The following is a 16,755-nucleotide window of genomic DNA, read 5'->3' as shown; positions in this document are numbered from 1 at the left end:
AGCGAGGCCTCTCAGCCGCGCGCTAACGCGAGTTCGCGGAAGCGGCGCGCCGGGGCACTGTCGCTGTCCGGATGCGAGGCCATCGCGATGGCGATCGCGGCCGCTGCGGGGAGGTCCGCGATGGGCTTGAAAACCACACCCTTCAAGGCCAGATGCTGCGTGACCGATGGCACCAGCGCCACACCCAGGCCGCTCTGCACCAGGCTGATGACGGTCTGCACCTGGGTCGCTTCCTGCACCGCCTGCGGCGCGAGCCCGGCCAGACGAAAGGCCAGCATCGCCATCGCATGCAGACCCGGCACCTGGGTCGATGCATAGTCGATCAGTGGCTCGGCTGCGAGCTCCTGCAGCGTGATGCGGCGCTTCTTCGCGAGCCGGTGGCTGGCGGGCAACACAGCGCAGAACACGTCCTGTTCCACCACCTCGAAACGCAGCGTGCTGGCCGACGCAGTGGGATGCCGCACCAGGCCCACGTCGATCTGGTCGGCCTCGATCATGGCCAGCAGATCGAGGTTGTTCGACTCGCGCAGCACCAGCGTGACCTGCGGATAGCGCGCGCGAAAGGCCGGCAGCAAACGCGGCATCAATGCGTAGGTCGCCGAGCCGACGAAGCCGATGCGCAGTTCGCCGCTCTCGCCCTGCGCCGCGGCACGCGCCAGCGCCGGTATGCGCTCGGCCTGCGCCAGGCATTGACGCGCCGCCCGCAGCGCCGCGTTGCCCGCGGCGGTGAGCTGCACCCCGCGCGGCAGACGGGTGAACAGCGGCATGCCGATGCCCTCTTCGAGCTTGCGGATCGCGACCGACAGCGGCGGCTGCGCCATGTGCAGGCGCTCCGCCGCACGGCGGAAGCTCAGCGTGTCGGCCAGCGCAACGAACTGGCGAAGTTGTCTCAGGTCCATTGATATCCAGCATGTATGGCAGGGGTCGCCAACGGTATTGGACGCATTACGCCGCCGTTTCTAGAGTCGGGCCATTCCTGAAAACCCGAGCGGCCCGAGACACCGCCGTCCCACCGATGAACAATGCATCGACCCTTCCGCTTGCCGGCGTCCGCGTGCTCGACCTGAGCGCGGTGGTGCTCGGCCCGTATGCCAGCCAGAACCTCGCGGAGTACGGCGCCGACGTCATCAAGATCGAGCCGCCCGAAGGCGACTCCACCCGCCGCACCGGCCCCAGCACCGAAGCGGGCATGGGCGCCATCTTTCTGGGCGTGAACCGGGGCAAGCGCAGTGTGGTGCTCGACCTCAAGCGCGCCGACGCTCGCGCCGCTCTGCTGGTGCTGGTCGATGGGGCCGACGTGCTGATGCACAGCATCCGTCCGCAGAAGCTCGCCGCCATCGGGCTCGACCCGGACACGCTGCTGGCCCGCAACCCGCGCCTGGTCTACGTGGGACTGCACGGCTTCGCGGAGGACGGCCCCTACGGCGGCATGCCGGCGTACGACGACATCATCCAGGGCCTGTCCGGCTGCGCCGCGCTGATGGAGCGGCAAGCCGGCACACCACAGTACTTTCCGACCATCGCCGCCGACAAGACCTCCGGCCTGGTGGCCACCCACGCCATCCTGGCCGCGCTGTTCCGGCGCGAGCGCACCGGCCAGGGTGGCTACGTGGAGGTGCCGATGCTGGAGTCGATGGCCGCATTCAACCTGGTGGAGCACCTGTACGGCCACCACTTCGTGCCGCCGCTGGCCGACGCCGGCTATCCGCGGCTCTTCGCGAAGCACCGCCGCCCCTATCGCACGGCCGACGGCTACCTCTGCGCCATGCCCTACACCGACACGCACTGGCAGCGCTTCTTTCTCGAAGCCGGCAGGCCCGAGGCCGCGGCCGACCCGCGTTTCGTGAACATCGCAGAGCGCACGCGCCACATCGATGCGCTCTATGCGTTGGCCGCCGAGGTGATCGAAACACGCAGCACAGCGCAATGGCTCGACGTGTTCGCGCGACTCGAGGTGCCGGCGTCGCGCATGAACCGGCTCGATGACCTCGCCGACGACCCGCACCTGAAAGCCACCGGCTTCTTCAAAACGATCGAGGACCCCGCCATGGGCACGCTGCGCTTTCCCGGCGCGCCGGTGCGCATCGACCGCGAGCAATTGCCCGTTCGCATGGCGCCGCGCCTGGGCGAGCACACCGACGAGGTGCTGCGCGAGGCCGGCATCGCGCCGTTCAACCACTGAAGAGGAAACGCACCCATGACCACCCCATCGCCCGGCGCCCACCCGCTGCTCGGCCTCGGCTTCTTCTGGCAGGAGTTGCACGTCGGCCAGACCTTCCAGACCTTCACCCGCACCGTGACCGAGACCGACCTGGTCAACTTCATCTCGTGCACCGGCATGCTCGAGGCGATCTTCATTGATGCAGAAGGCGCTGCCGACGCCATCGGTGGTCGCCCGGTCCCGGCCGCGCTCACCTACGCGCTGATCGAGGGCTTCATCCTGCAGACCATGATCCAGGGCACCGGGCTGGCGATGCTCGAGTGCACACAGAAGGTCCTGGCGCCGGTGCGGGTGAACGACAGCATCCGCGCGGTGGTCGAGGTGGCCGGGGTCCGACCGACCTCCAAAGGCAACCGCGCCATCGTCGATTCGAACGTCGACGTGTTCAACCAGCGCGGCGAGCCCGTGCTGCGCTACACGGCGCGCCGGATGCTGGCCGGGCGCCCGTCGCCCACCTGACTCCGAAAGGCCCCCCATGCATACCGCCACCCTCTCGCGCCCCACCTGCGTCCGCGATCGCGTCAGCGACGCGGAATGGAAGGTCCGCACCGACCTTGCCGCCTGCTACCGCCTCGTCGCGAAGTACGGCATGAGCGACCTCATCTACAACCACATCACGGCCAAGGTGCCGGATCAGGAAGGCCGCTTTCTGATCAATCCCTTCGGCCTGCTCTACACCGAGATCACCGCGTCGTGCTTCTACACGCTCGACCTCGACGGCAACACCGTCGACAAACCGGAAGGCGCCTTCGGCGAATTCCCGGTCAACCGGGCCGGCTTCATGATCCACAGCGCGGTGCACGGCGCACGCAGCGACCTCGCCTGCGTGATGCACACCCACACGCGTGCCGGCATGGCGGTGTCGACCATGAAGCACGGGCTGCTGCCGCTGACGCAGACCGCGATGCGCTTCTACGGCGCGATCGGCTTTCACGACTACGAGGAACCGACCGTCGACATGAGCGAGCGCGAGCGCATCGCGCGCGACCTCGGCCCGCACAGCACGCTGATCCTGCGCAACCATGGCTTGCTGGGCTGCGGCCCCACGGTGCAGGACGCCTGGAACCTCATGTACTGGCTCGAGACGGCCTGCAAGGTGCAGGTCGACGCGCTGGCCAGCGGTGCCGAGCTCCACATGCCCCCCCCGGCACTGGCCGAGACCATGGCCCGGCGCTACGGGCCGGGCGGCAAGATCAATTTCGCTCCGATGGAGTGGCCCGCCCTGCTGCGCCAGCTCGATCGCGAAGACCCTTCCTACAAGACCTGAGCCACAGGCACTCGCGTTCCGCCGTTCCATTCCAAGACCCTGGAGACAAAGCCATGAAAACCCTGTTCAACCATCTCGCACTGGCTGCGGCTTGTGCGGCGGCCCTGTCCGCAGCCCCTGCGCAGGCGCAGGCGCAGGAGAAGTACCCTTCAAAGCCCGTGAAGATCGTCGTGCCCTACGCCCCCGGCGGCCCGAACGACATCGTGGCGCGAATGCTCGCGAGCAAGCTCGGCGAACTGGAAGGTCAGACCTTCATCGTCGAGAACAGGCCCGGTGGCGGCTCCAACATCGGCGCCGAGTTCGTCGCCAATGCGCCGGCCGACGGCTACACGCTGCTCATCGCCGCCACCTCGCACGCGATCAACATGTCGCTGTTTCCGAAGGCCCAGCTCAAGTACGACCTGCTGACCGACCTGAGCCCCGTGTCGATGGTCATGACGGGCCCGCTGGTGCTGGTGACGCGGCCCGACTTTCCGGCGAACAACGTGAAGGAGCTGGTCGCGGCCGCCAAGGCCAAGCCGGGCGAGTTGTCCTTCGCTTCCTCGGGCAATGGGTCGTCGACGCACCTGGGCGGCGAAATGCTGTCGAGCGCAGCTGGCATCCGCGCCATCCATGTGCCGTACAAGGGCAGCGGCCCCGCGCTGACGGACGTCATGGGCGGCCAGACCACCTACATGCTCGACACCATGATCTCGGCCACCCCCTTCGTGACCTCCGGCAAGCTCAAAGCACTGGCCGTGACGGGAAAGCAGCGCTCACCCGTGCTGCCGAACATACCGACCGTGGCGGAGCAGGGCTACCCCGGCTTCGAGGCGGTCGCCTTCATCGGCATGCTGGCACCGGCGAAGACGCCGGCACCGATCGTCGCGCAGCTCAACGCCGACCTGCAGAAGGTGCTGGCCATGCCCGACGTCAAGGACAGGCTCGCCGCCCAGGGCTTCAACGCCGAATGGATGAAACCGACCGACTTCAAGACTTACCTTCAACAGGAAGTGACCAAGTGGGGTGCCATCGTGAAGGGCGCGAACGTCCGGCTGGACTGACGGCCCGTGCGGCCTTGCGGCCGGTGCTACCCTCGCACGCATCATGTTCAATCCCACTCAAGAGGAAGTGCGCCGCTTCTTCTGCAACGTCTACGCCAAGCACCGCGACGGCCTGCCGATGGAAGCGCTCGAGACCATCGCCGCCGGCTGGATCGACGCGCATCCCGAATACCACGCCGACCTGGCCGATGCCGACGCCGCGGTGACCCGCGTGTACGACGGCAAGAACGGGCAGGAGAACCCGTTCCTGCACCTGTCGATGCACCTGTCGATCAGCGAGCAATGCTCCATCGACCAGCCGCGCGGCATTCGGCAGGCGGTCGAACTGCTGGCGGCACGCAGCTCGCTGCTCGATGCGCACCACGCGGCGATGGAATGCCTCGGCCGGATGATGTGGGAAGCCCAGCGCGCCGGCCGTCCGCCCGATGGCGAGGCGTATGTCGATTGCGTGCAGCGCAAGGCTACGCGGGACTGAGCAGCGCCGCCGCGTGCGCCGATGCGCCTTCGCGCAGCAAGGCCGCCAGCGTGCGCTGCGCGGCCGACAGTTCCACCCCGCTGCGCAGCAGCAGGCCGACCGGCTCCTCGGTGCCGGCAGTGGGCACGCGCAGCCGCACCAGCGCACCCGACAACAGCTCGTCGCGGACGGCGCCCGCCGGCGTGAACCACACCGCATCCGACCGCAGCAACAACGACCGTGCCACCGCGAGGTCGAGCGTCTGCGTGTGCGTGGCCGGCAGGCGCAGCCCGAGGCCCGACAGCAGGCTCTCGGTGTGGTGGCGCGGGATCGTGCCTTCGCTGTAGACCACCAGTGGGTGCGCCATCACGTCCTGCACCGACGGTGACGCAGCACCGGCCAGCGGATGCCCAGGCCGCACGACCATCGCCAGCGGCTCGGCGCACAGCAGTTCGAAGCTCAAGCCGACCATGCGCTGCGGGTCGCTCATGCGGCCGCACACCAGGTCGAGCTCGCCGGCGCGCAGCGCATCGAACAGCACGGCGTTGACGCCGGTGCGCACCTCGACCTGCAGCGCCGGCATGCGTTCGCGCAGCGCCAGCAACGCATCGACCAGCAGCGTCGGCGCCACGCTGGGCAACGCGCCGACGCGCAGGCGCTCGACGCGCTCGCCGCCATCAGGCCGCAGTGCCTGGGCGCCGGCGTCGATGGCTTCGAGCACCCGCAACGCGTGGGCCAGCAGCTGTTCACCAGCGACGGTGAAGCGCTGGATGCCGCGTCGCCCGGCCTCGCCGCGCTCGACCAGGCGCGTACCGGCCAGTGCCTCGAGTTCGGCCAGCGTCTTCGACATGGCCGGCTGGCTCAGCGACAGCCGCTCGGCCGCGCGCGCCAGGTGGCGCTCCTGCGCCACCGCCACCAGGCAGCGCAGATGCCGCAGTTGCACGCCACGCGCGAAGACCTCGGAAGGCGTCGTCATTGAATTACCGTTGGTTATGAAAAATCCCAGAACAGTCAATTTACATCAACGTCGCGCATGAATAGAGTGCGAGTTCCCCCGACGATGGAGACACCGATGAACCGACCCGCCACCCCCGGCACCGCCCTGCCCGCGCTCGACCCACGCGACTGGGAAAGCCACCCCGCCTACATCTACCCCGGCTACAAGTCGACGGCCAAGCGCGGCCCGCTGCAGCCGCTGATTCCGCTGAAGGCCTCGCTCGGCGAACTGCAGCAGCCGGTGTACGGCCACGGCAGCATCGGCGAGTTCGACCACGACCTCACGCGCAACGCGCGCCGCAACGGCGAGCCGATCGGCGAACGCATGATCCTCACCGGGCAGGTTTTCGACGAGCGCCGCCGCCCGGTGCGCAACACGCTGGTCGAGCTGTGGCAGGCCAACGCGTCGGGCCGCTACGTGCACAAGGTCGACCAGCACGACGCGCCGCTCGACCCGAACTTCCTCGGTGCCGGCCGCTGCCTGACCGACGACGAGGGCCGCTACCGCTTCCTCACCATCAAACCGGGCGCCTACCCGTGGGGCAACCACCCCAACGCGTGGCGGCCGCAACACATCCACCTGTCGCTCTTCGGCCAGCACTTCGCGAGCCGGCTGGTGACGCAGATGTACTTCCCCGGCGACCCGCTGCTGCCCTACGACCCGATGGTCACCGGCACGCCCGAGAAGTACCGCAACCGGCTGATCGCCGACTTCAGCCTCGACATCACCGAGCCCGACTTCGCGCTGGGCTACCAGTTCGACATCGTGCTGCGCGGTGCCGACGAGACGCCTTTCGAAAACCGCTGAAGCAGGAGACTCCCCCATGATGAGCGCACTGGAAACCAACTTCGGCCAGACCCCGTCGCAGACGGTCGGCCCCTACTTCGCCTACGGCCTCACGGCCACGCAGTACGGCTACGACTTCGACCAGCCCTTCGACGCGACCGTCGCGCTGGATGACGCCACCGGCGAACGCATCCGGCTCGAGGGCCGGGTGTTCGACGGCGACGGCAACGCGATCTTCGACGCCATGCTCGAGATCAGCCAGCCCGACGGCGAAGGCCGCTACCCGACCTCCGTCGAGGACGCGCAGGCCCGCGGCTTCCGCGCCTTCGGCCGCTGCGGCACCGGCACCGACGCGCAGAAGCGCTTCGTGTTCCACACCGTGAAGCCGGGCGCCGAAGCGCCGGGCGAGGCGCCGCACATCAACGTGATCGTGACAATGCGCGGCCTGCTGCTGCACGCCTTCACGCGCATCTACTTCAGCGACGAGGCGGCCGCCAACGCCGAGGACGCAGTGCTGCAGAGCGTGCCCGCCGCGCGCCGCCCCACGCTGATCGCACAGCGCGTGGAGCAGGACGGCGCGGTGCTCTATCGCTTCGACATCCATATGCAGGGTGCGAACGAGACGGTGTTCTTCGACGTCTGAGTCTTTTCCCGCATGCAGAAGGGGCGCGCCTTCCGGCGCGCTAGCGAAAGATCGGCCTCTACCAACGATAGTTGGCCGTCGCTACGAACTCCCGTTCGTCACCCGGATAGCAACTGCCGTAGCTGCAATTGACGAGATGCTTCTTGTCGAACAGGTTGCGCGCATTGAGTGAAATTTCCCACTGACGATTCACCTGGTAACCCACGCGAGCATCCACGAGCGTGACCCGCGGCACCCAGCGCACATTGTCATAGTCGGGGACCTTGCCGGTGTGGCGGATGCCAAGCCCCAGCTTGAGTCCTTGGATCAGATCGGCTGGCACCCGGTAGTTCAACCAGACCGCCGCCTTGTGCGCAGGCACCAAACCGTTCTTGCGCCCCACCAGCGCAGGGTTGGTGTCCTCGGTCACCTTGGCGTTTGTGTAGCTGTAGCTCGCCGTCACGTCGAGCCCCCGGCTCAGGCTGGCGTTGGCCTCAAGCTCCAGCCCGCGTGAGCCTACCTGCCCGCGCTGCACGCTGAAGTCCTGTCGCAGCGGATCGGTCACCGACACGTTGCGCTGCGAGATGTCGAACACCGCGGCCGAGATCATCGCGTTCGTGCCCTGCGGCTCGTAGCGCAAGCCGACCTCGTACTGACGCCCACTCGTCGGCTTGAAGGGCGTGCCATCGAAGCTGGCGCCCGATTGGGGCTCGAACGAAGTGCTGTAGCTCACATAGGGCGACAGGCCGTCGGCCAACAGCCAGACGCCTCCCAGGCGTCCGGTCACCTTGTTTTGCCGGATGGGCGCATCGGCCCAGGAGGCGATGACGGTCTCCCGATAGCGGTCCTGACGCAGGCCCGCCACAACGACGAACTGGTTGTCGAATTTGGCCTGGTTCTGCACATACAGGCCGGCCTGCCGGCTCTTCGAGAGCTGGAACGGGACGAGTTCCGGTGCGATGTACGCGCCCACGCCCTGGCCTGTCGACAGGTCATAGGGTGAAGTCATGCCGACGCCGCGGTACATCGCGCCTTCGACGTTGCTCAGATCGAGACCGGCGATCGTCGTGTTGGCCCACTTGCCGACCGACCACTTGCCCTCGACAAAGTTGTCGGACTGCCATGCCTTGCCTTCGTCCTGCATGTCCTGCGCGGCGCGTTCCACGAGCGTCCCGCTTGGAATGCCGGCCGGGAACGATCGCCGGTAGTCGAGCTTGGTGTTCGTGTATCGGGTGCGGCTGTGAAAGCTCAATGCGTCGCTGAAGCGGTGGTCCAGCAGGAATCCGCCCGACCATTGGTCGCGATAGAAGCGGTCCCGTCCCCTTTCGACCACGCTGACGTAGCGGCCGAAGGCTTCGTCGTAGCTGTAGGGGTACGCGTCACCTTTGATCTTCTCCTGCTGGACGTCCGCCAACAGCGTCAGCTCGGTATCGCGGTTCAGGCGGAGCGTCAGCGAAGGCGCGAAATAGCGCTGATCCTTGTCGGTTTGTGGGGTCGGCAGGTCGTAGTGCTCGGTCAATGCGACCATCCGATAGAGCACCGTGCCATCTTCGTTCAACGGGCCGGACAGGTCGGCGGCCACGCCTTGGCGATCGAGATCTCCTGCGCGCAGCCGGATCGCGCGTTGCGTTTCCTGGGTCGGTCGCTTGGTGATCGAGTTGACGACCCCGCCGGGTGCATTGCTGCCGACGAGCAGCGAAGCCGGGCCGCGGAGGAATTCGACGCGTTCCACGCCGTAGCTGTTGAGCCGGGGCACGGCATAGGCGCCGCCCACTTCCTTCAGTCCGTCCCGGTAGTTGGCGCCGTAGGTGGTGCCGATGCCACGGGCAATCGACCAATCGTAGCGGTCATCGCGCCCGTAGGTCATGGGTGTGAAACCCGGCGTGTACTCCAAAGCCTCGGCCAGGCTCGAAGCGCCGCGCGCATCCAGCACGTCGCGGGTCACGACCGAGATCGACTGGGGGATCTCACGGGTTGCCGTGTCCGTTTTCGTGCCGGTCGAACTGCGTCTGGCCACATAGCCGTCGACAGGACCGGTTGCGGTCTCCTGCCCGGCTCCAGCGCTCACGGTGACCATGGGCAACATGGGCGCTCCGAGCGGCGCTGTTGCTTCAGGCTTCCCCACCACCGGCGGGGCTTTCTTCAGCGTGTAGCCGCGCTCATCGCTACGCGCTATTTCCAACTCGGTGCCGGTCAGTGCCTGGGCGAAAGCTTGTTCCGTCGTCAGATTGCCACGCACGGGGGCGCTGGTACGGCCGGCGACCAGCGCGGGATCGATGACGATGATGCGGCCAGCCCGGCGGGCGATGCCGGTGAGCGTGGCGTCCAACGGTCCGCCGGGCAGATCGTAGGCAGAGGCTTGGGTGCTGCCGCCCAACTGCGCCCAGGCCGCTTGATGGAACAGCGAACCCGTCAACGCGAGCAGAACTGCCAGAGAGAGTGGGTGCAACGGATTGGACGTGCCGTCAGGGCGATGGTGTGGATGCATGCGTTTCTCCGGAAAGCAAGTGGATGGCTGAAGTCGAGGTCTTCATCAGCCATGAACCGCGAGCGGAGAAAAGTGACAGAGGGATGCAAAAAAATCAGCTGACGTCGATGCTCACCCACCAGCCGGTGCGCCGCTGGACGGTGATCGGCAGCGCCGCAGCAAGGGCGCTCAGCGTGCGTTCGCTGTCGTCCAGGGAGAAGCTGCCGGTCACCCGCAGGCGGGCGGCCTGCGGGGAGACCCGCAACAGGCCGGGGCGATAGGGACGCAGGGCGTCCACCACGTCCTGCAGCGGTCGATCATGCACCTCGACAAAGCCGTCTTCCCAGGCGCTGGCGGTCTGCGGCGACAGCGTCTCCTGCCGCACGCCTTGTGCGGTAAGGCGGGCGCTCCGGCCTTGGGTGAGCGTGACCGCATCGCCGTGCAACGGGGCGACCCGCACGTCAGCGTGAAGTACCGCGATCAGGCTGCTGCCCTCCTGCTTTCGCACCAGGACGCGTGTTGCCAGGGCTTGAACACTGCCCTCCGAGGTCTGAACGATGAAGGCGCGCGTGCCGGACTCCTTGGCAACATCGACGATCAGTTCGCCGGCCCGCAGATGCAGACGACGAGCCGTGCCGTCGAAAGCCTGTTCCACGACGCTGCGGGCGTTGAGCCACAGGCGGCTGCCATCGTTCAGAACGAGGACGCGGCGCTCTCCCGTGCCTGTCGCGAAATCGGCACCGAGCGCAGACAGGGGGCGCTGCGCATGGGCCCATAAAAGGCCGCCACCTGCGCCCACGAACGCCAGCCCCACGCTACTGCGCAAGGCGGTGCGCCGCCCCGGCTGCGGCAGCAAGCTGCGGCGCATGGCCTGGCGCGGGGCCAGCCCGTCCGGCAACGCTTCCAAACGGCCCAAGGCGCGGTCGATTTGCTCGGCGGCGGCGGCATGCCTTGGATCGCGCCGCCGCCAGGCTTCGAATTCCGCGCGTTCTGCCGCCGTGGCTTCGCCGGAGCGCAGTTGCACCGCCCATGCGATGGCCTGAGCGGCGATGGAATCGGTGGCATCGGGCGCCGCATGCAAGTTCTGCGGCAGACCACCTGAATCTGAGCTAGAGCGCCGCATAGCAGCGCGTGAGCGCCTGCGACATGTACTGGCGCACGCGGCTGACCGAAACGCCGGTTTCAGCGGCAATTTCGGCGTAGGTCATCCCGTCGAGTTGACTGAGCAGAAAGGCCCGTCGTGCCTTGGTCGACAGACCGTCGAGCATGGCATCGATGGCCACGAGCGTCTCGAGAACCATCGCGCGGTCCTCCGCCGATGGCGCGAACGCTGGTGGCACCTGCGCGAGTTCTGCCAGCCAGGCCCGTTCCAGCTTCTGCCGCCGGTGATGGTTCAGCAGCACATGGCGAGCCACGGTGGTCAGATAGGCCCGGGGCTCGTCCAGATGTGAAGGAACACGCGACGTCAGCAAGCGCAGAAAGGTGTCTTGTGCCAAGTCGGCAGCACCGTGGGTACATCCAAGCTTCTTGCGCAGCCAGCCCTGCAACCAGCCGTGATGGTCGCTGTAGAGCGTGTGGATATGCTGCTGCAGCACGACGACGTCGGATGGCACGGTGAATCGCTTCAAGCATCAACGAATGAGAACTATTCTTATCTTAACTTCTTTGTAGTCCTGTCCATTCAAGGCCAGCTGGAAACATTGCCCCCGGACGTGCCGGGGCGTCCTCCCGTCTGGCGCGCAAGTCCGCTACCTTCCGGTCGCGGACTTTTGCATGACTGTCGTCAGGCCGGGACGCGCGTCATGCGTCCTTCGTCCATCGCCTGTGCCCGCAGGCGCTCGTACTCCTGCACGGGCACGGGCTCCGCGTCGACGTTGCCGAGGTCCTTCATCTGCACGCGGTAGGTCTCCCGCGCCGTGTACGCCGCGAGGGCCGCAATGGCACACACCGCCAGCGTGATCGAACCGACGACCAGCGGAATGTTCGCCGCACCGGGCGGCGCCACGGCGACGAACAGCGCCGGCAGCATGGCCGTGACGGCCGTGCCGATGTTCTGCGAGATCGCCATGCCCGACACCCGCGTGCGCGTCGGGAACATCTCGGGGTAGAAGCTCGGGAAGACCGCGTTGTAGCCCTGGTAGACCACGCCCCACATCAGCAGCGACATGACGATGGCCAGCGGCACGTTGTGGATGCTGATCGCGTAGAGATAGCCGAAGGACAGCAGCCCCGCGCCGAGCGCGCCGACGATGATCGGCAGGCGCCGGCCGATCTTGTCCGACAGGTTGCCCACGAACGGAATGACGATCACCGCCACGATGTTGCCCATGACCGGGATCCACAGGTACACGTCTTTCTCGAAGCCGATGCCGTAGCCGGGCTGCACCGCGTAGGCCGCGCCGAAGATGGTGGCGACCACCGGGATGACGTTCATCAGCGAGCAGCACATCACGCGCAGCATGTCGCGCCAGCTTTCGGTCACGGCCTGGATCACGGGGGCCTTCGGCACCTTGCCGCTCTTGTCGACCTCGGTGAAGGCCGGCGTCTCGTGGACCTCGCGGCGGATGATGTAGCCTGCGACGATCACCAGGAAACTCAGCAGGAACGGGATCCGCCAGCCCCAGCTGTTGAAGGCGTCCTTGTCCATGTAGTGCGCGAGCGGCAAAAACACGGCGGCCGCCAGGATCTGGCCGGCCTGAACGCCCTGCAGCGTGAAGCTGGCGAAGAAGCCGCGCCGGCCGAAGGGCGCGTGCTCGAGGATCATCGAGCTCGCCCCGGAGATCTCGCCGGCCACCGCGAAACCCTGGATCAGGCGCATCAGCACCAGCAGCGCCGGTGCCCACAGGCCGACCTGGTCGTAGGTCGGCAGCAGGCCCACGGCCACGGTCGAGAAGCCCATCAGGAACATGCAGACGATCAGCACGTGCTTGCGCCCGTGCGTGTCGCCCCAATGGCCGAGCACGATGGCGCCGATCGGCCGCGCCACATAGCCCACGCCATAGGTCGCGAGCGACGCGATGATCGCGATCTGCGGGTCGCCCTTGGGAAAGAAGATCTGCGGAAAGATCAGCGCCGCGGCCGTGGCGTAGATGAAGAAGTCGTAGTACTCCAGCGCCGAGCCGATCCAGCCGCTGGCGGTGGCCTTTCGGGACTGGTGCTTGCCTTGCGGCTCGCCGGGTAAGTGGATGCTGCTCATGGTTGTCTCCTGGTCGATGGTTCGGTTTGTTATGACTGGGCCTGTGATGCCATGCGTGCGGGCGCGTTGGTCGCGCCATACGCGTCGTAGCCGTCGACGCGTTGCACCACCTCGAAGAACAGGCCGTTCTCGAAGCTCTCGGTGTAGATGTGGAGGTAGTCGCCGGCGGGCGAGCGGTCGAACAGCACGCCGGACTCGCGCATGCGTTCGATCAACCCGTCGCCCAGGTCCATGCGGGTGGCAAGGTCGTCATGGTAGTTGCCCGAAATCGGCACGAAGGCCACGCCGTTGGCACGCAGCCGCGCCACGCTCGCGAAGATGTCGTTGCAGCGCAGCGCGATGTGGTGCACCGCGCCGCCGCCGCTCTTGCGCAGGGTCCGCGCGGTGCGGGTGCGCTGGCTCAGCGACACGTTGAGCACCAGGCGCACGCTGCGGTCCGCATTGGCGACGCCACGGCTGCGGATGAGGCCGAAGGGGTCGGCCAGCTCGAGGCTCTCGCCGGGCTCCAGGCCGAGCACGGCGCGCGAGAACAGCACCCAGGTGTCGAGCTGGTCGAGGTCGAGGCCGAGCGCGACATGGTCGATCGCCTGCAGGCCCGCGTCCGAAGCATCCGGGCCGTGGTCGTCCAGCACGAAGTCCGCGGCGTACAGCCCGTCGCGGCCCAGTGCGCTCGCCACGAAGTGCACCAGGTTGCCGCCCGGCGCCACGATGGCCGGCACCCGCACTTCGCCGGGGCCGACCGGGCTGTGGTGCGGCTGCGAGCGCATCGCGACGGCGCGTTCCGCAGCGGCTTCGGGCGCGTCCGTGCGCAGGCCCAGCGCGCAGACGGAAGCGCCGTGCGCATCGAAGCGCTCGCGCGCGAACGAGTCGGGCTGGGCGTTGACGATCAGGTGCACGTCGCCCTGGCGGTACAGCACCACGGCCTTGGAGCGGTGCTGCCCGACGCGGCGGAAGCCGAGCTGCTGCAGCAGCGTGCCCAGCGCTGCGGCGGTGGCCTCGTCGACCGCGAATTCGATGAACGAGATGCCCGAAAGGTCGGGCAGCGGCGGCGGACTGAACAGCGCGACCGTGGTGGGCGGTGCGTCGTCCAGGCGCTCGCGCACCTGGCTCTCCAGGTACAGCAGCGAACGCATCGCGTCGACGGCGGTGCGGCGGTTGGGTGTCTCGCGGAACACGTCGTTGAAGATCTCCAACGACAGCGGGCCGGTGTAGCCCGCGCGCAGCGTCTTCTCGAGAAAGGTCACGACGTCGAAGTCGCCCTGCCCCGGGAAGGAGCGGTGGTGCCGCGCCCACTGCAGCACGTCCATCGCCATCAGCGGCGCGTCGGCCATCTGCAGGAAGAAGATCTTTTCGCCGGGGATCTCGGCGATGCCGGCCGGGTCGTCCTTCAGCGAGAGCGTGTGGAAGCTGTCGAGGATCAGACCGAGGTTCGGATGGTCGGCGCGGCGCACGATGTCCCAGGCCTGGCCGTAGCGCGACGTGAAGCGGCCCCAGGCCAGCGCCTCGAAGCCGACGCGCAAGCCGCGCCGGGCTGCGCGCTCGGCCAGTGCGTGCAACTGCGCCGCGGCGCGCGCCGGGTCGTCAACGGCCATCGGCGACGTGTTGGAGCAGCACAGCATCAGCGTGGCGCCCATCGCCTGCATCAGGTCGAACTTGCGCTCGGCGCGCTCCAGGCTGCGGCGGAACTGCGGCTCCGGCATGCCTTCGACATCGCGGAAGGGCTGGTACAGGTCGACCGACAGGCCGAGGTCGCGCGCGATGGCGCCCATCGCGGCGGCCGAGCCGTTGAACTGGATGAAGTCGTTCTCGAACAGCTCGAAGCCGTCGAAGCCTGCCGCGGCGATGGCTTCGAGCTTCTGGCGCAGCGTGCCGCTGAGCGATACCGTGGCGATCGAGCGGTGCATGGTCAAGCGTGGCGGCGGGTGGTCATGGGTCGACTGTAGGAACGCCCTGCTTGGCCGACAACGACTCGGGCCCTGGTTGCGATCGATGATCGACCGCATGCGATCAGAATACGCACGAAACTCGGGTTACACCTAGGCCATGACCACCACCGACAACACCGCGCCCATTGACCGCAAGCTGCTCATCGAAGGCCTGGGCAAGGGGCTGCGCGTGATCGAGGCCTTCACCGACGAGCGCACCCGCCTGACCGCCACCGAGGCCGGCGAGCACGCGGGGCTGACGCGCACCGCGGCCCGCCGCTATCTGCTGAGCCTGGTGCACTACGGCTACGCCGCGACCGACGGCAAGTACTACTGGCTGCTGCCGCGCGTGCTGCGGCTGGGGCAGGCCTACCTGGAAGGCGCGCGGGTGCCGCGGCTGGTGCAGCCCTACATCCAGCGGGCCTCGATGCAGTGCGGCGAGACGCTCAACGTCGGCGCGCTGGACGGCCACGAGGTGGTGTACCTCGCGCGCAGCAATGCACCGCGCATGGTGTCGATCGGCTTCCACCCCGGCGCGCGGGTGCCGGCGCATGTGGTGTCGCAAGGCTTCGTGCTGCTGTCGACCTTCGACGATGCGGCGCTCGACGAATGGATCGCCGCGCACGACTTCGCCAGTTTCACCGGCGCCGCGCCGGTCGATGCGGTGCGCTTCCGCGAGAGCGTTCTGGCGGCGCGCCAACTCGATTTCTGGCAGGCCGAGCAGCACCTGAACGTCGGCCTCAGCGGCCTCGCGGTCGCCTTGAAGGACCGCAAGGGCCGTTGCCAGTACGCACTGAGCGTGACCGTGCAGCGGCAGGTCTACCCGGACGACGATTTACGCAAGAAGTTGCTGCCGGTGCTGCGCGAAGTGGCCGAGGCCATGCGGCCGATCATCTAGTGCAATTGCGCAGCGCAGTTCAATAGCGCAGCTGCGCTGTGGCCCGCAGTTCGTCCGGCGACGCGGTGCCGAAGCCGAAGAATTCCAGGTAGGCCGGGATCATCTCGAACAGCATGTCGGTGCCCACCTGCACCGCGCAGCCCTTGGCCTTGGCCGCCTGCAGCAGCGGCGTGTACTCCGACTTCATCACCACCTCGCCGACGAAGGTGTCGGGCGCGATGCGGTCGACGTCGAAGGGCAGCGGGTCGCCGTCCTTCATGCCCAGCGGCGTGGCGTTGACGACCACGTCGAAACCGGCCGGATCGTTCGAGCCGGTCCGCACGATCAACGTCGGGTAGTGCGCGCGCAGGCGGCCGGCCAGGGCCTGCGCCGAGGCGTCGCTGGTGTCGAACAGCGCGATCTCCGCCGCACCCACGGCCGCGATGGACGCCGCGATGGCCGAGCCCACGCCGCCGGTGCCCGACACCAGCACGCGCGTGCCCTTGAACAGCCGGCCCTTGCGTTCGACGCCGCGCACGAAGCCCGCGCCATCGAACTGGTCGCCCAGCAGCGTGCCGTCGGGCCGCCGCAGGATGGCGTTGCAGGCACCGGCGATGCGCGCGGTCGGGGTCACCTCGTCCATCAGCGCCACGGTCGCGATCTTGTGCGGCATCGTGACGAGGGCGCCGCGGATGTTCGTCAGCTGGAACAGCGAGCGCAGCACCGTGGCGTAGGCGTCGGGTTTGACGCCCATCGGCACCACCACCGCATCGATGCCCTGCTTGTCGAACCAGGGGTTGTAGATCATCGGCGCCTTGAAGGCTTCGGTGGGGTAGCCCAGGTGGGCGATGAGGGTGGTCTTGCCTGAAATCATGGAACGGGTCGGGAGCAGAAGGAAGT

Annotated in this window: 16 protein-coding genes; 8 read left to right on the top strand and 8 right to left on the bottom strand. The window is 67.6% G+C overall.

The features are described 5' to 3' along the window. Positions 1–11: 11 nt before the first annotated feature. Positions 12–899, bottom strand: a complete 888-nt coding sequence (locus ACSFA2_RS00160; RefSeq protein ID WP_435453294.1) for a LysR family transcriptional regulator — start codon at positions 897–899, stop codon at positions 12–14. Between the two features lie 116 nt (positions 900–1,015). On the opposite strand from ACSFA2_RS00160, the gene ACSFA2_RS00155 reads away from it, so the two are divergent. Genes ACSFA2_RS00155 through ACSFA2_RS00135 form a run of 5 tightly spaced genes read left to right on the top strand, consistent with a single transcriptional unit; the run spans position 1,016 to position 5,006 of the window. Then, entirely contained in the window at positions 1,016–2,182 is a 1,167-nt protein-coding gene (locus ACSFA2_RS00155; protein WP_435453293.1) for a CaiB/BaiF CoA transferase family protein, read from the top strand. 15 nt (positions 2,183–2,197) lie between these two features. After that, the gene (locus ACSFA2_RS00150) at positions 2,198–2,680 is read left to right on the top strand and encodes a MaoC family dehydratase (protein ID WP_435453292.1); all 483 of its coding nucleotides are present in this window, start codon (positions 2,198–2,200) and stop codon (positions 2,678–2,680) included. Positions 2,681–2,696: 16 nt separating this feature from the next. Beyond that, positions 2,697–3,488, top strand: a complete 792-nt coding sequence (locus tag ACSFA2_RS00145; protein ID WP_435453291.1) for a class II aldolase/adducin family protein — start codon at positions 2,697–2,699, stop codon at positions 3,486–3,488. Positions 3,489–3,541: 53 nt separating this feature from the next. After that, positions 3,542–4,531: a tripartite tricarboxylate transporter substrate binding protein gene (locus ACSFA2_RS00140; protein ID WP_435453290.1), complete on the top strand. Its 990-nt coding sequence runs from the start codon at positions 3,542–3,544 to the stop codon at positions 4,529–4,531. A gap of 43 nt (positions 4,532–4,574) precedes the next feature. Then, positions 4,575–5,006 (top strand): DUF1841 family protein, encoded by a 432-nt coding sequence (locus ACSFA2_RS00135; RefSeq protein WP_435453289.1) that lies wholly within the window; start codon positions 4,575–4,577, stop codon positions 5,004–5,006. On the opposite strand, the gene ACSFA2_RS00130 is transcribed toward ACSFA2_RS00135, so the two are convergent. After that, positions 4,993–5,961 carry a LysR substrate-binding domain-containing protein gene (locus ACSFA2_RS00130; protein WP_435453288.1) on the bottom strand — a complete coding sequence of 323 codons (969 nt, stop codon included), beginning with the start codon at positions 5,959–5,961 and terminating at the stop codon, positions 4,993–4,995. The two genes, ACSFA2_RS00135 and ACSFA2_RS00130, sit on opposite strands and share 14 nt — an antisense overlap. Before the next feature lie 96 nt (positions 5,962–6,057). Here ACSFA2_RS00130 and pcaH point away from each other — a divergent pair, with 96 nt between their 5' ends. After that, positions 6,058–6,789: a protocatechuate 3,4-dioxygenase subunit beta gene (gene pcaH, locus ACSFA2_RS00125; RefSeq protein ID WP_435453287.1), complete on the top strand. Its 732-nt coding sequence runs from the start codon at positions 6,058–6,060 to the stop codon at positions 6,787–6,789. Between the two features lie 16 nt (positions 6,790–6,805). Beyond that, entirely contained in the window at positions 6,806–7,411 is a 606-nt protein-coding gene (gene pcaG, locus ACSFA2_RS00120; protein ID WP_435453286.1) for a protocatechuate 3,4-dioxygenase subunit alpha, read from the top strand. Positions 7,412–7,469: 58 nt separating this feature from the next. On the opposite strand, the gene ACSFA2_RS00115 is transcribed toward pcaG, so the two are convergent. The 5 genes from ACSFA2_RS00115 to ACSFA2_RS00095 form a co-directional block, all read right to left on the bottom strand. Then, the gene (locus ACSFA2_RS00115; protein ID WP_435453285.1) at positions 7,470–9,878 is read right to left on the bottom strand and encodes a TonB-dependent siderophore receptor; all 2,409 of its coding nucleotides are present in this window, start codon (positions 9,876–9,878) and stop codon (positions 7,470–7,472) included. Positions 9,879–9,972: 94 nt separating this feature from the next. After that, positions 9,973–10,938, bottom strand: a complete 966-nt coding sequence (locus ACSFA2_RS00110; RefSeq protein WP_435453284.1) for a FecR family protein — start codon at positions 10,936–10,938, stop codon at positions 9,973–9,975. A gap of 28 nt (positions 10,939–10,966) precedes the next feature. Then, complete coding sequence (locus ACSFA2_RS00105) at positions 10,967–11,470, bottom strand: sigma-70 family RNA polymerase sigma factor (protein ID WP_286649177.1); 504 nt, start codon at positions 11,468–11,470, stop codon at positions 10,967–10,969. Between the two features lie 170 nt (positions 11,471–11,640). After that, positions 11,641–13,053, bottom strand: coding sequence for an MFS transporter (locus ACSFA2_RS00100; RefSeq protein ID WP_435453283.1), 1,413 nt, complete (start codon positions 13,051–13,053; stop codon positions 11,641–11,643). Between the two features lie 29 nt (positions 13,054–13,082). After that, positions 13,083–14,957 carry a bifunctional sugar phosphate isomerase/epimerase/4-hydroxyphenylpyruvate dioxygenase family protein gene (locus ACSFA2_RS00095; protein WP_435453282.1) on the bottom strand — a complete coding sequence of 625 codons (1,875 nt, stop codon included), beginning with the start codon at positions 14,955–14,957 and terminating at the stop codon, positions 13,083–13,085. A 139-nt stretch (positions 14,958–15,096) separates the two neighbouring features. Between ACSFA2_RS00095 and ACSFA2_RS00090 the strand changes: the two genes are divergently transcribed. Beyond that, on the top strand, positions 15,097–15,876 hold the full coding sequence (locus ACSFA2_RS00090) for an IclR family transcriptional regulator domain-containing protein (protein WP_435453281.1): 780 nt from the start codon (positions 15,097–15,099) through the stop codon (positions 15,874–15,876). 19 nt (positions 15,877–15,895) lie between these two features. On the opposite strand, the gene ACSFA2_RS00085 is transcribed toward ACSFA2_RS00090, so the two are convergent. Beyond that, positions 15,896–16,729, bottom strand: a complete 834-nt coding sequence (locus ACSFA2_RS00085) for a shikimate dehydrogenase family protein (RefSeq protein ID WP_435453280.1) — start codon at positions 16,727–16,729, stop codon at positions 15,896–15,898. Between the last annotated feature and the right edge of the window lie 26 nt (positions 16,730–16,755).

Origin of the sequence: Variovorax cryoconiti (assembly GCF_051216395.1) — a bacterium.
GTDB lineage: Bacteria > Pseudomonadota > Gammaproteobacteria > Burkholderiales > Burkholderiaceae_C > Variovorax.
This window is presented reverse-complemented; position numbering and strand designations above follow the sequence as displayed.

Excerpts from the sequence above, each read along its gene's own strand:
- ACSFA2_RS00160 (WP_435453294.1), bottom strand. The coding sequence starts at position 899 with ATGGACCTGAGACAACTTCGCCAGTTCGTTGCGCTGGCCGACACGCTG.
- ACSFA2_RS00155 (WP_435453293.1), top strand. The coding sequence starts at position 1,016 with ATGAACAATGCATCGACCCTTCCGCTTGCCGGCGTCCGCGTGCTCGAC.
- ACSFA2_RS00150 (WP_435453292.1), top strand. The coding sequence starts at position 2,198 with ATGACCACCCCATCGCCCGGCGCCCACCCGCTGCTCGGCCTCGGCTTC.
- ACSFA2_RS00145 (WP_435453291.1), top strand. The coding sequence starts at position 2,697 with ATGCATACCGCCACCCTCTCGCGCCCCACCTGCGTCCGCGATCGCGTC.
- ACSFA2_RS00140 (WP_435453290.1), top strand. The coding sequence starts at position 3,542 with ATGAAAACCCTGTTCAACCATCTCGCACTGGCTGCGGCTTGTGCGGCG.
- ACSFA2_RS00135 (WP_435453289.1), top strand. The coding sequence starts at position 4,575 with ATGTTCAATCCCACTCAAGAGGAAGTGCGCCGCTTCTTCTGCAACGTC.
- ACSFA2_RS00130 (WP_435453288.1), bottom strand. The coding sequence starts at position 5,961 with ATGACGACGCCTTCCGAGGTCTTCGCGCGTGGCGTGCAACTGCGGCAT.
- pcaH (WP_435453287.1), top strand. The coding sequence starts at position 6,058 with ATGAACCGACCCGCCACCCCCGGCACCGCCCTGCCCGCGCTCGACCCA.
- pcaG (WP_435453286.1), top strand. The coding sequence starts at position 6,806 with ATGATGAGCGCACTGGAAACCAACTTCGGCCAGACCCCGTCGCAGACG.
- ACSFA2_RS00115 (WP_435453285.1), bottom strand. The coding sequence starts at position 9,878 with ATGCATCCACACCATCGCCCTGACGGCACGTCCAATCCGTTGCACCCA.
- ACSFA2_RS00100 (WP_435453283.1), bottom strand. The coding sequence starts at position 13,053 with ATGAGCAGCATCCACTTACCCGGCGAGCCGCAAGGCAAGCACCAGTCC.
- ACSFA2_RS00095 (WP_435453282.1), bottom strand. The coding sequence starts at position 14,957 with ATGCACCGCTCGATCGCCACGGTATCGCTCAGCGGCACGCTGCGCCAG.
- ACSFA2_RS00090 (WP_435453281.1), top strand. The coding sequence starts at position 15,097 with ATGACCACCACCGACAACACCGCGCCCATTGACCGCAAGCTGCTCATC.
- ACSFA2_RS00085 (WP_435453280.1), bottom strand. The coding sequence starts at position 16,729 with ATGATTTCAGGCAAGACCACCCTCATCGCCCACCTGGGCTACCCCACC.